Genomic DNA, 13,787 nt, shown 5'->3' with positions numbered 1-13,787 from the left:
TTAAGGTTGTTTACCGATATAAGCTAAAATACCACCATCAACATAAAGAATATGGCCGTTCACAAAATTTGATGCTTCCGATGCTAAAAATACGGCTGCACCAGCTAAATCATCAGGAGTCCCCCATCGCCCTGCCGGTGTTTTAGCAATAATGAACTGATCAAATGGGTGACGAGAACCATCTGCTTGTTTTTCACGTAATGGCGCAGTTTGAGGAGTGGCAATATAACCTGGACCAATACCGTTACATTGAATATTGGCATGACCAAATTCAGAACAGATATTTTTGGTTAACATTTTTAAACCACCTTTAGCCGATGCATAACCAACAACCGTTTCACGACCAAGTTCACTCATCATTGAACAGATGTTGATAATTTTGCCACTTCCTTTTTTGATCATTGAAGGAAGGACTGCTTTTGCCATAATAAATTGACCTGTTAAGTCGATATCAATAATTTTACGATAATCAGCCGCACTTGTTTCAAGCATTGATTTGCGTTGAATAATACCAGCATTGTTGACTAAAATATCAATCACACCATGTTCTTTTTCAATTTGAGCAATCGATTTTTCAACAGCAGCTTCATCCGTAATATCAAATAGATAGCCATGGGCATCAATACCAGCTGCTTTATAAGCATCAAGTCCTTTTTGTAAATTTTCAGGCACGACATCATTAAATACGATTTTCGCTCCGGCACCGGCTAATGATTTTGCTATCTCAAAACCGATGCCATAAGAAGCGCCCGTTACCAGCGCTATTTTATTGTTGAGTGAAAATTTATTTAAAATCGACATAATTATATTCTCCGTTATAGTTATGATAGACAAAAGGTCTATCACATTTCTTCTAATATGTTAGCTGGCACTTTGGTTAAATAAAGTGCAGGTTCATCTTGTGCATCACATGAATATAAAACGTATTTATTATCAGGTGAAAATGATGGATGAGGGTGAGTAACTTGACGATCACCATCTAAAACTCGCCATGTACTATTATGCTTAACCAACTTATGAGCTGTTTTTGTTTTAGGTGCTAAAATATAAAGCCATGGATCATTTTCAATTTTATAGCCACTTGTATCAATTACATCTACAGGACTGCCTGTTCCATCACCAATATAAAGTGTGCCATCAAAATTACTCATTAAGTGCGAACAAGCTGGCATCTCCATGATTTCTTTATCTTCATCAGTTACCGGATTATAAAGACGAATATATCGTTCTTGTTGCCCTTTCATATAAGATACATAAGCTAATCCAGAACCATCTGGAACCCAAAATTCATGAGTGCAACTTTCACCAGGTAAATTATCATGCGCTTTTCTTTCATTTTTACCATCACGATCAACCAACCAAATTCTTGCATCAACTAAATCATGAGGACCTTCATGGCAAAATGCGATAGTTTTATCATCAAAAGGTCTAAAAATTGGGTGACCTAACCATACATTCTGATCAATAACTGTTTTAGCTACACCGGTTTCAATATCAATCTTGATTAAACGGCAGTGTGGATTTTTATCATAAAATGCTTTAAATATTGTCCAATCGGTAAGTGGCGTCCAATCTTTTTTATCAATTTCAATTCCAACAATTTCATTACAATCACTATTAGCAACCCATGTGCCGTAACCAACCCATTCATCGGGAACAGTATAAACATTTTTTTCTTCTAATGTTTCAAGATTAACTTGTTGTAAGTTACGTTCATTTTTAACATAGTATAAAAATTTGTCATCTGGTGATAAAAAACCGCCGAAAGTATTATCGCCAGGTCCTTCAGTAAGTTGTTTTGCTGTTTGTTTTTCAATATCGAGTAAATAATAGTTACGATGAGTATCAAATTCACCAGCAAAAAGTAATTTTTGACCATCATTGGTAAAACATTTTTGATAAAAATAATTACGGTGGCATAAAATACCTTCTGGCGTTAACCGAATAATTTCATTTTTTGAATCTTCATCTGTAAATGATGAATATGATAGCCTTACGATATTCCCCTTAGCCATATGAACTCCCTGAATATAAATATAATTAAATGTTTAAAAGACTTTCATTTATTAAATATAGTAATATAAAAATTAAGACGTTTTTGTGACTTTCATCACATTGCAATAAATTTATTAAAACATCGTTTTATTTTAGTTAAAAAAATTGATATATTTTTGGGTAGGATTATAATGAAAACGAAATGTACTAATATGCAATTAGTTATTATTTCTATCAAAATAGAGGAAAATCATGAAAATAGCACTAATGAACGAATTTAGCCAAGCTGCTAAAAATCCAATTATTTTAAATGAATTAAAAAACGCAACTGAGAAATACGGACATACTGTTTTTAACGTTGGCATGGATGGCGACAATGATAAAAAATTAACTTATGTTCATTTAGGTATTATTAGCGCTATTTTATTAAACAGTAAAGCCGTTGATTTTGTTATCACGGGATGTGGTACAGGGCAAGGCGCATTAATGGCGTTAAATGCATTCCCAGGTGTTAACTGTGGTTATTGTATTGAACCTACTGATGCTTATTTATTTGCACAAGTAAATAACGGTAATGCGTTATCACTTGCTTTTGCTAAAGGCTTTGGTTGGGGTGCAGAACTCAATGCTCGTTATATTTTTGAAAAAGCATTTGATGGCGAAAAAGGATTAGGTTATCCACCTGAGCGTCGTGAATCTCAAAATGCTAATGCTGTAATTTTAAATGATATGAAAAATGCAGCAGGAAAAAGTTTAATTGAAGCATTGAAGTCAATTGATCAATCATTACTTAAAGATGCGATCAGAGGTGAGCGTTTCCAAAAATGTTTATTTGAAAATAGTCAAGATCCTGAAATAACCAATTACATCAAAAGCTTACTAGCTTAATTTAGAGTTTACTACATCCTTCAATTTTGTGCCATTTCAACTTAACTGGTGAAATGGCTCAATTCACTATTTTTAATCGTTTCTAACTTAATAGAATAAATTCTAATGTATTTTTCATTAACAAATGATTAAACCGATTTAATTTAAAAATGGAGGAATGAGATTGCTGATTGAAAAGATTAAAAGTGCTAAATCTTACTAGACTAGCACTTTATTATTTTAATTATTTAACTTTATTTTTTTCGATTAGCGTTTTTAGCTCTTTTGGTAACACTATATTACCGTTTTTATCTCGAGTGATTTTAAAGTCACTATTTCCTTTCCATAATTGATTGCTGGTTACAGATTTAAAATCTTTACTTTTAATCTGTGGTCCAAATGAATCTTTTATCGCTGATTGCCAGCTATCACGAATAGAATAGTTGTGTTCAAAAATGACCACTGGTTTTATAAATTCATAAGGATTAGCGCGTAAAATATAATTATACCTCGCACTATTGATCGAAAGATTATTCTTCATGATATAAGAACCAGTATTAAAATTATCAGTAAAGCCATCCATATTATTATTTAAGGAAATTGAATTGATAATTTTATGATTTACCGGTTGACCTTCTGCTCCTAATTTAAAGCCATTACCTATACTTCCTTTAGCAATATTGGGTTTTGAAAAAGGAAAACCGTTTGAATATGTAACAGAACTATCAATTAATACCGGATCATTTGGGCCATCTTCAATCTTGTTATAAAGATCGAAACCATCATCAGTATTATTATGGGCAATACACCCTCTAAATACATTCCCTTTACCAACACCCAATTTAGCGGCAAAACCATCAGCATTTTTACCTGATTTATCCATATTATTATAAGAATCAGAGTTAAGAATTAGGTTATAAGATGGCCAATAAATTCGATTTTGATTTTTCTTTTTAGCTGAGATAGCCAAACCTGTATCACTATTATTACGTGTAATAACTTGATCAATTACATTATGACTGCCCGAAACTCTTAAATAAGCTGGTTTATTATCTTTATCATCAATATTTCCATCAAAGATAACCTGCTTAATAGCCCAATAGTTGCTATCTAAATTAAACGTAGTGTTAGTAAAAATCGCTTTATGCTTATTAATGGCTTGTATGGTTTTTAATTTACCGGGTAATCCACTTAATTGAGCCGGAAGAGTTATGCCGTCATAATAACCATCCATCAAATGAATAACACCGCCCGGTTCAACGCTATTAACAGCCGTTTCGAAATCAGCCGGTGATTGTTTGGTACCTTTATTATCCTTTTTACCTTCTGGCGAAACAATAATATTAGATAAATTTTCAATCGATGATTTATTTAGATTAATTGTAAAAATTTGAGTATTATTTTTAGCATTATCAGTAAACTCAACAGTAAAGGTATTAGTTCCATCTTTTAGCTGAGCTGGAAATTGTAATAACTTACCAACTTCCGCATTCAACGTTTTATTAATTTCTTTAACAAATACGGTACCTGAAGTATTTGGGAAAAATTGTAATGTATAATTTTTACTATATACATCATTCGGTGATGATAAAATTAACGTTGGTTTAACATCAACAATTACCTCAGGTTTAGCGGGTAATTTATCATAATCAACCGTTATATCACTGAGGGTTAATTTAGAATTTTTGAACTCAACTTTTGCGTTTCTAGAAGCAAAAAAGCCGACATAAATATTTTTGTTATCTTGTTGATTTAAGAATCCTGAATAATCATTGGTTGCCCACTGTTTCTCTTCACCAGTCGCATTATTTTTCATCGATAAGATAAATTGATCTGCCGTTCTGGTCATTGTTAAATGCATACTTTTAACATCAACATAATTAACATTTTCAACATAACCAACTTTCTCAATTGATATGCCTTCATTACCCCATGCTTTTTTTACACCATCACGTACTAAGCCGGTTACTTTTACTAAATTATCATTTTTTTGATTTTGAGTAATCAATGCATTCATTATTACATTTGAAGCATTTGGAAACTCCTCATAACCAGCCGGCTGAGGATCACTTCTAGCTACGCCAATAGTATCACGAGCAAATAAACCCACCGCTTCTTGAGCGGCAGGCGTTTTTCCATCCACTTCAGGTCCTATTTGCTCTAAGGTAACATCACTTTCTAAAGTAAAAGTTTGATTAACGGGTAATTGAGTATAAAAAACCACCATTCCATCATGCGAGTTAGCAATTTTACCGCCACGACTCTCTAAATAGAAATCTGACGGTAATTGATAAGGTTGATTTGGAACTAAATAATCTTTTTGACCAGCAATCCATGCATTATTAGTTCCCACTTTTTCAGGCTTGATAAGTGAGGCAAAATTTAAGTCAGTCGATTGGCCAAAAGCTATCGCTTTCCACTCTTGTGCAGAAGCTGCGCTAACATAAAGCGAAGACAGACAAAGTATTGAAGTTAATATTTTTTTCATTATGGGTCCTAACATTTTTGTTTATTTCAATAATTCTAAAGCTTTCCACTACCGACTAATCGTCCATAGTTTTTACTAAATTGCTTAATATCATCCACGCTATATTGATAAGGCACAGACCAATTCAAATTATCAACAAAACCACATGATGATAATTTCAACTTAGATTGATTAAATAGAGAATTATTATCCCGAAGGTTATCGCCTTTAAACTGTTTAGCTACTTTGCAGTTATCTTTTAAACCATCAATCATAAATTGATTATTTTCCGAAAGCACGCTGCCTTTGTAGCCTAAGCCAATAGAGTATTGATATGGGTATACAGTTTTAGATTTATTAACCGATCCTTTAAACAGGTTGTTATACATGTGGATTTTGCCAAACCTTACTCTTGGTGCGCGTTGAGTGATGTCTAAAAAAACATTATGATGAAGCGTGATATTTAACTTATTCTCATCCTGATCAGCATTTTTATCACTATGGCCAATTAACATAGTCTTATCATGGTTTTCAAATAGACAATAAGAGATAGTAATGAAATCACTACCACGCTTAATATCCAATAAACCATCATGTTGTACATATTTCCAGCCATCTTTTTCCTGGTACATATCATCGGTAAATTTACCATCAGTTAGAGTGACATGATCAATCCAAACATAAGTTGAGGTAATAATATTTATCCCATCCCATTCAGCATTCCATCCATCTCCCTCTTCAAATTTTGGCGCAACATCAATTGGTGCTTCAATTTTTAAATTTCGAATAATGACATTATTTACTTTAGACAACATAAGTGAACCATTGATAAAACCAGCATTATTACCAACACCAATTAATGTGGTATCACTAGGAATTTTGATCAACGAACGAGATTTTTGATCATCAAAGTCTTTATAAGGTTTGCCTTCACTAATATCTATAATCCCAGAGACTTGAATAATACGAGGCTGATTTTTATTGATCGCAATCGCATCTAAAAGATCTTTTTTGTTATTCACCATAAAGATCATTTTTTCATTTGCTTTAGCGCCACCGATCGTGCCCGTATTTGTCGCTAAATCATAACCACCAAAACCGTCTCTAGGTGCAACATCACGAGCTTCTCTAATTTTGATAGGAGACGGAGATAATGCATGACATGCAGCAATAGATGAATTAATTGCCAAAGGAACTAATAGCGCAATGATTAATTTTTTCATTTAACAAATACCTTTTTATTAGTTAATCTGAGTTTGATCGAAAGTGATTCCTTGCTGTAACCAAGGATCGTTGTTTATGGCATTAGCAATAATTTTGGCGATAGCTAATGCGCCTTTTTCTTGAAAATGCGTAGCATCAGGATTGTTAATCACGCCAGAAGTTTGATTTTTATAATAAGGATATTTAGGATCATTAGGATCTACAGCTAACCAGTAAGACTGCCAGTCATCTTTGTGTTGGTTCGCAAAATCAATACTAAATGACTCCAAATCAATTAAAGCAACTTGATTAACTTTTGCCGTATGTTTAATCGTATTCGAATAATCTCCCCAATAAGCAAAACCTGGTTTATTGGCGGTATAATGCGTATGACTAACAGGATTAGTATTTTGATAAGCAATGTTATTATTCTTATCTTTATAACGGGTGACTGGTGTCATTAAAATTGGCGTCATATCCAACGCTTTTGCCACAGCGAGATAACCTTCTAAAGAGGATTGGAATGACATATTTTCTTGCGTTGATGGATACTGTTTTTGGTTATTATCATCATTAGGATAAGTGCATAAATTAGCAACATCCACTTTACCTCGTTTCGGATTGTTACCGTTACATTTTTCATCATTATGTCCAAAAGCGATGATCATATAATCACCTTTTTTCATTAAAGGGATCAGTAAATCGAACCATCCTTCAGTTTTGAAACTACGGCTTGAACGGCCTGACTGTGCGCCATTGATGACAACCGTATCAGCCTTATCATCAATAAACTGATCAAAAACTTGGCCCCATCCCATTCTTGGATAAACTTTTTTATCATAGTTGGACGCAGTCGAATCACCTAAAATAAAAATACGTTGCTTAGCATTTATATTTCTTTCTTTTTGCTTAACTGCCTGATCATAATCAAAAGGTGAATCTTGGCTAATGGGTCTTAAACGCATATCAAACAATACAGTACCACTTACTTTACCAGTAGAAGAATCGTATCCACGATTAAAGTACATTACATTAAGTAGCTTGTTAATATCTGGATTTTCGGTGGTAAGTGGATCAAAAGAATTAGCAATAATACCTACTTGGCGTAATGCTTTATCAAACAGCAAATGATAATTTTTATAAGCATGGCTTAATGCAGCATCATCTATTGAAAAAGATAATTGATTATCAGTAAATTGTTCTGGGCCTAGAAGATTGATTTGTTTAGCTAGTTCACTAGTTAAAAAATCAGTTAATGGATTAATATTAACAGTATTTTTTTCATCTTTTTGTAAGGTATGAACGTATGAAACCAAACAATTACCGTTACACATTTGCCCTTCATCCGCTTTTCGGGCAAGTGAGTTTTCATTACTAAAAACAATTAGTGGTGGAGTCAGTTCAGAAACATCTTGTTGATAAAACCCATCGCTATTAGTCGCTGTTTTTAAAATTTTATTATTCACATCACGGACTATCACCGATGAAACAACTGGTTTATTAACATAAACATAACCTTGTATTACAGTACTTGCCAATACTTGATTGATTGAAGTGACAACCAATAAAAATCCGAAAAAAATTTTCTTTATCATTTTTTCACCACTAACTGTTTTTAACACTTTTATCGATTAAAACAAATAAGATAATCCTAGTGCTAACTTAGCTTCCCTTGCGTCAGAATGAACACTTTTTGCCACATCTTCTGCAGCAAAGTTAACTTGCCAAACTTTGGTTGCTTGCCAATTTATATCCAGTTCTTGTTGATAATCATGCTTTTTATCATTGTGTAATACATAGTTCCCTTTTAAGTATGAGAAGCGATAGCCAATGTTCCAATCAGGAGTTAGATTAATATCAGTACCTATATCAAAACGATTGCGCGCTCGATTATCGACATAACCTTGAACACTATCTTCGCGTTTACTTCTTGAAACTTTGCGATATTCAAATCGATATTGGCCATAAAAAGATAGATCATCACTTTGTAACCAAGTCAATTTTAAAGCGGGAGAATAACGAACACCTGGACGTTGTGAATCACTTACATCACCTAACTGATAATGGGGTAAGTTTTCTTTACTTTTAGCTTTATAACCACCACCTGAATAGAATCTAACTTCCATATTTGGTGTTAGTACCCAATTATCAGCTAAATAAAAATTGTAACCTCCATAAATTTGATAATGACTAGAAACAATATCATCAAAGAATAATCTATTTTTTAATTGGTTATAGGTATTTACACTTAGACCAACATAGCCTTTCTTATCAAAATCTGTATAAAGACCAAAACTATCACCATGGTAATGTGAAGTTAAACCATAATGATGCGCATATTTGAAATAGGTTTTATAAGCGAAATTAGAATCTTTGCTATTTGATTGACCGAATGCGTAATTGAAACCAACTTTAAACTTAGCTTGTCGAGTATTTGTGGTTTTATTTTTCGATACATCAGAAATGGAAAAATAAGGACGGAACAATTTTGAATAATTATAGGTAATTTTAAATTCTTGCTCATAATCAGTTTTTTTATTGTTATAAGCTTTATATTCATTTTTAGAAAAACCTTTTTTCAAGGCTTTATAAGAATTGTTAGTATAATCACCAATATAATAGTTAAAGGTATAGGCAAAATTAAATGCTTTTATACCAGAATACATTAATGCCCAATCTAAACGATTCCTTCCTGTATTACTACTAGCAACATATTTAACTTGTTTGCCAGCTATTTTGGCTCTTTTATAACGTTCAGCATGAGATATTTTTTTCCATTCATAACGATAGCGCAAACTTGTTGACCAATCACTATTAATTTTATAACTATATTTCAATCCTGGTTGATAAAGAGTTGAATCCTTGCTAAAACCTAATTCTAATGATGGAATAATCGATCCCCATCCATCATCAAGCGTAAATGTTTTTTGAATAACGACACCACCTGATCCACCTTGCATATCATCATATAAAACATCACGTTTGTTCCCGCCACCTTCAGTAACACCAAATTTAAATTCATATTGCCAATTATCGTCGGTTTTATGGATTAACTTAATTGTATCCCCATGAATCCTATCCATAGATTTCCAGTTATGTTCATATTGAAAAGTTGTTTGACCAGCAAAAGAATAAATAGGAAAGGTAGACAGAAACATTAAAAGCGGTATTTTTTTTAATTTAAATTGACTCATTATTGTTTTCCTAAATTTTTAAATTTATTTTTTGAAATACTGTTTTATATTTTTTATTATTTTATTAATTTTTTCTGTTAATAAGATCACAGTTTCAGAAAACAATTCAAAAAAAACAATAACTATATGATATATTTAATTTTTATTTAAAATAATATTAATATATATACCTTAAAAATCAAAATAATTTGTTACCAACGTCACATTTCTAAAAAAAAATTAAAATTAATTTGTATAAATTTAGTATTATTTCAATAATAATTTTAAAACAGTATTTCATAATTATTAAAGGAAATAGATTTATGGCTGATAATCAGAAAAAAATAACCACACTCACTCGATTTTCGTATGGTAGTGGTAATTTGATAGGAAGTGGTGCTCTAGCAATTAGTGCCGCTTGGTTACTATACTTTTATACAACATTTTGTGGACTTTCGGCATTTCAAGCAACGTTAATTTTTTCTATAGCTACCTATTTAGATGTAATTTTAAATCCACTAATGGGTTTTATTACTGATAACTTTAACCATACAAAACTTGGACGTCGATTTGGTCGCCGTCGATTCTTCATCCTATTTGCTATTCCATGTATGATTATTTACCCATTACTTTGGGTAGATGGGATGAATTTCTGGTACTACTTAACTACTTATATTTTATTTGAATTCATCTATACCATGATTATGATTCCATATAATACTTTACCGGTAGAGATGACTAAAAACTTCGATCAAAGAACTTACCTAGCAGGTTCCAAAGCGATGTTTGGTAAAGTAGCAAACTTCTTAGCTGCAGCTATTCCTGGTGTATTTTTCTATCTATTTGATGGTAAAGACTCTCCACTACCATTCTTATTAACAGGTATTACTTATGCATCTATTATGGCGATAGCACTAATTTTACTTTATTTTAATAGCTGGGAAAAATCAGTTGATGAAATTGAAGATGAAACAACTTCTGGCCTTTGGGAAAGTATTGTTAAATTATTTTCAGATGTTTTTTCAACTTTCCGTTTAAAAACTTTTAGAAACCATTTAGGTATGTATCTATTTGGCTTTGGTGCTGAATGGTTATTTGCGGCAACATTTACTTATTTCGTAGTATTTAACTTAGGCCAACCAAAAACCTTCGTTTCACAGATGAACAGTTTAAGTAGTATTTGCCAATTAATCTCAACTGCCTTTTTCATGGCTTGGTGTGTAAAACGTGGATTCAAAAGACCATTTGTTATTGCAATATTGATAGTAATATCTTCGGTAATCGGCTATATCGGTGTCTACTACTTTAATATGCCTCATGTTACATGGATTGTAATTGGTATTACTATTTGGTTTGGATTAGGAACGGGTGGTGTTTATTATATTCCTTGGAGTGTATACACATTTTTAGCAGATATCGATGAAGTACTAACAGGAAGACGTCGCGAAGGTATTTATGCTGGTGCTATGACCATGGCCGGTAAATTAATGCGTGCAACTATCGTCTTTGTCTTAGGTATTGTATTGAAATATTCTGGTTTTGTGTCTGGCGTAGATGCTGTTCAACCAGAGAGTGCCGTTACTGCAATTAACTTAGTATTAATCTTCGGTGTGTGTGGAATGGCACTATTAGGTATCTTCTTCACATATCGTATGAAATTAGATAAATCGACTCATGCACTTATTATTCAAGAACTTGATAGATTAAAAAATGGTGGCAAAAAACAAGATGCAACACCAGAAATAAGAAGTTTAGTTAAAGAGTTAACAGGCTTTGAGTATGACAACTGTTTTGGTAATAATAATGTAGGCTTTAAACAACACCACTAAACAAAAGTAATATAATTAAACTTAAAATCATCTAATCTAAACAATTAGATGATTTTTTTTATCTTAAATTAATCCAAACTTTTTCAATGCCTTCGCTATGCCATCATTATTATTGGTATCAGTGACATATTCAGCTTTTTCTTTTAGCTGATCAACCGCATTGCTCATTGCTACAGGATGGTCAACGGTTAGGAACATTTCAAAATCATTCATACCATCACCAAAGGCATAAGTAGGCACGTCATTAAAACCTTTAGTTTTTAATAATTCTTTAATGCCATTACCTTTAGAACCGCCATGATTAAAAACATCAACACAATAATGTGTATTACGGATAAACGTCAATTCAGGAAAAACTTCTCTATAAGGTGATTCGCTTTGTTCACAAAGCAGTAATAACATTTGAATCGGTTCTTTTAAGTAAATTTGATCATCAACAGGAGGTACTTGTTGTTTTAAAGAAGTATAGAATTTTTGAGCTGGAAGACTGTTTTCACTCACTCGCATAGTCTTATAGCTATAGAAAGATAATGGAATATTCATCTTTTCTCTTGAATATTCATATAATCGAGTAATGAGATTTTTATCAATATTGTTTGTGAAAACGACCTCTTTTTCATAAATAACTACTTGGCCATTCATACCAATAATTGAATCTATACCAGTATCCCTCATCAAATCAACCGCTTCAGGTGGTGTTCTACCAGTTGCAATTATTGGTACAATATTATTTTGTTTTAGTTTTCTAATTGCATCATAAGAACTAGGTAACACATCTATATCTTTATTAAATAAGGTTCCATCTAAATCGAAAAAAACAATAGCTTCAGGTTTCTTTTTCATTTCATAAATCCAAAATATGTTTAATAAAAGGAATGGTTAATTTGCGTTGTTGAGCTAACGTAGCTACTTCAAACTCTTCCATTAGAGAAAATAAAGTTCGCATATCGCGATTAACACGTTTTAACAAAAATAATCCAACTTCCGTTGATAGCTCAAATCCACTTAGCTTAGCCCTAAGTTGTAAAGCTTTTAATTTATCCTCATCACTTAACTCTTTTAACTGATAAACTTGCCCCCACGTTAACCTTGATACCAAATCAGGTAGTATAAAAGGAACTTGTTTTGGAGGGGCACTGGCAGTTATCAATAATTTACTAACGTTTTTTTCGGTTAAACGATTAAAAAGATCAAATATTGCTTCTTCCCAATCACGATGACCTGCTATCGCATCAATATCATCTAAACAAACCAAATCATAATTATCTAAACCTTGTAAAATCTCAGGTACAAGTAGAACATGCTGTTTTAAAGGAATATAGCTTGCTAACTTATTTTGACATGAAGCATGTAATAGATGAGTACGACCAGCGGCACTTGCTGACCATATATAAAAGACGTTGAAGCCTTCCTTATCAAGTAAGGTTTGCAAAGATTCAAACAATAATTGATTATTACCTACATAAAAACTATCAAATGTTTCGTTATTAGGTAATATAAAAGGTAAAGGCAACTGTGAAAGAGTAATAAAATAACCTCACAATAAAAATATAATCTTACTAAGTATAAATTTGCTTTTACAAAAATCAATCACTTTTACAGCAAACAAATAAGTTAACGAAAGTAACTATCAAAAATTAATATATCAATTCTAAAAAACTAAATAATAACCTAATTAAAAATTCATTTAGATATAGAAATTAACCCATTTTATTATTATCTAACACTTAAAAAAACATTTTAACCTTTTCCTAAATAGCTTTTAATAAGTACTATTATTTTAAGTGATGATGGTACTGCCACCTCACAGCACTTCCGAATTAAAAGAAACAAATATTTATAATCCTACTTTTAAACATTAGTTACATTAGCTTTCTACTAAAAACACCAATATCTTTTAGAAAAATCTCTTTTTCAGGTATTTTAAAAAATTAATAAAATGATAATTAATTACCCTATTCTTAGTTATTTTTAAAATTTAAATTAATAAAATAAATGTCGCTAAGTATGATCAAAGATCATATTTCGAACTTTATAATGATCATTAAAACTCATAATTACATTTTTATTGATCATAATATTTAAGATGTATAACTTTTTTAACCAAAATGATCTAAATAATTAAGATTAAATTATAGACAATAAAAGATAAAATTTAAGCAAACAAATTTATTTTTTGTGGATAACTCTGTGATAAACCCACTATATAAGCTGTTATAATCATATTAATAACCTTAAAAGGAAAAAAGGTTG

The 13,787-nt window shown here is 31.7% G+C and carries 10 protein-coding genes; 2 read left to right on the top strand and 8 right to left on the bottom strand.

Annotated features, from left to right (window positions below):
• A complete protein-coding gene (locus GYM76_RS00050; RefSeq protein WP_065735277.1) occupies positions 1–795 on the bottom strand; it encodes a gluconate 5-dehydrogenase in 795 nt (264 codons plus the stop codon).
• A gap of 47 nt (positions 796–842) precedes the next feature.
• Positions 843–2,015, bottom strand: a complete 1,173-nt coding sequence (locus tag GYM76_RS00045) for an oligogalacturonate lyase family protein (RefSeq protein ID WP_065561894.1) — start codon at positions 2,013–2,015, stop codon at positions 843–845.
• Between the two features lie 232 nt (positions 2,016–2,247).
• On the opposite strand from GYM76_RS00045, the gene GYM76_RS00040 reads away from it, so the two are divergent.
• Complete coding sequence (locus GYM76_RS00040) at positions 2,248–2,883, top strand: RpiB/LacA/LacB family sugar-phosphate isomerase (protein WP_065735267.1); 636 nt, start codon at positions 2,248–2,250, stop codon at positions 2,881–2,883.
• A gap of 223 nt (positions 2,884–3,106) precedes the next feature.
• Here the strand turns inward: GYM76_RS00040 and GYM76_RS00035 are convergent, their stop codons facing one another.
• The 4 genes from GYM76_RS00035 to GYM76_RS00020 are packed head-to-tail and all read right to left on the bottom strand — an operon-like array spanning position 3,107 to position 9,726.
• Positions 3,107–5,350 carry a hypothetical protein gene (locus GYM76_RS00035; protein ID WP_220225489.1) on the bottom strand — a complete coding sequence of 748 codons (2,244 nt, stop codon included), beginning with the start codon at positions 5,348–5,350 and terminating at the stop codon, positions 3,107–3,109.
• 35 nt (positions 5,351–5,385) lie between these two features.
• Positions 5,386–6,552 (bottom strand): polysaccharide lyase family 1 protein, encoded by a 1,167-nt coding sequence (locus GYM76_RS00030; protein ID WP_065735265.1) that lies wholly within the window; start codon positions 6,550–6,552, stop codon positions 5,386–5,388.
• Positions 6,553–6,570: 18 nt separating this feature from the next.
• Positions 6,571–8,127, bottom strand: a complete 1,557-nt coding sequence (locus tag GYM76_RS00025; RefSeq protein ID WP_220225488.1) for an SGNH/GDSL hydrolase family protein — start codon at positions 8,125–8,127, stop codon at positions 6,571–6,573.
• A gap of 36 nt (positions 8,128–8,163) precedes the next feature.
• Positions 8,164–9,726 (bottom strand): oligogalacturonate-specific porin KdgM family protein, encoded by a 1,563-nt coding sequence (locus GYM76_RS00020; RefSeq protein ID WP_220225487.1) that lies wholly within the window; start codon positions 9,724–9,726, stop codon positions 8,164–8,166.
• A 302-nt stretch (positions 9,727–10,028) separates the two neighbouring features.
• Here GYM76_RS00020 and GYM76_RS00015 point away from each other — a divergent pair, with 302 nt between their 5' ends.
• On the top strand, positions 10,029–11,534 hold the full coding sequence (locus tag GYM76_RS00015; RefSeq protein ID WP_065561888.1) for an MFS transporter: 1,506 nt from the start codon (positions 10,029–10,031) through the stop codon (positions 11,532–11,534).
• A gap of 63 nt (positions 11,535–11,597) precedes the next feature.
• Here GYM76_RS00015 and GYM76_RS00010 read toward each other — a convergent pair whose 3' ends face one another.
• Both GYM76_RS00010 and hda read right to left on the bottom strand, forming a co-directional pair.
• Positions 11,598–12,377: a Cof-type HAD-IIB family hydrolase gene (locus GYM76_RS00010; protein WP_220225486.1), complete on the bottom strand. Its 780-nt coding sequence runs from the start codon at positions 12,375–12,377 to the stop codon at positions 11,598–11,600.
• A gap of 1 nt (position 12,378) precedes the next feature.
• Complete coding sequence (gene hda, locus GYM76_RS00005; RefSeq protein WP_065561886.1) at positions 12,379–13,062, bottom strand: DnaA inactivator Hda; 684 nt, start codon at positions 13,060–13,062, stop codon at positions 12,379–12,381.
• Between the last annotated feature and the right edge of the window lie 725 nt (positions 13,063–13,787).

This window comes from Gilliamella sp. ESL0443 (assembly GCF_019469165.1).
GTDB lineage: Bacteria > Pseudomonadota > Gammaproteobacteria > Enterobacterales > Orbaceae > Gilliamella > Gilliamella apicola_E.
This window is presented reverse-complemented; position numbering and strand designations above follow the sequence as displayed.

Excerpts from the sequence above, each read along its gene's own strand:
- GYM76_RS00045 (WP_065561894.1), bottom strand. The coding sequence starts at position 2,015 with ATGGCTAAGGGGAATATCGTAAGGCTATCATATTCATCATTTACAGAT.
- GYM76_RS00040 (WP_065735267.1), top strand. The coding sequence starts at position 2,248 with ATGAAAATAGCACTAATGAACGAATTTAGCCAAGCTGCTAAAAATCCA.
- GYM76_RS00035 (WP_220225489.1), bottom strand. The coding sequence starts at position 5,350 with ATGAAAAAAATATTAACTTCAATACTTTGTCTGTCTTCGCTTTATGTT.
- GYM76_RS00030 (WP_065735265.1), bottom strand. The coding sequence starts at position 6,552 with ATGAAAAAATTAATCATTGCGCTATTAGTTCCTTTGGCAATTAATTCA.
- GYM76_RS00025 (WP_220225488.1), bottom strand. The coding sequence starts at position 8,127 with ATGATAAAGAAAATTTTTTTCGGATTTTTATTGGTTGTCACTTCAATC.
- GYM76_RS00020 (WP_220225487.1), bottom strand. The coding sequence starts at position 9,726 with ATGAGTCAATTTAAATTAAAAAAAATACCGCTTTTAATGTTTCTGTCT.
- GYM76_RS00015 (WP_065561888.1), top strand. The coding sequence starts at position 10,029 with ATGGCTGATAATCAGAAAAAAATAACCACACTCACTCGATTTTCGTAT.
- GYM76_RS00010 (WP_220225486.1), bottom strand. The coding sequence starts at position 12,377 with ATGAAAAAGAAACCTGAAGCTATTGTTTTTTTCGATTTAGATGGAACC.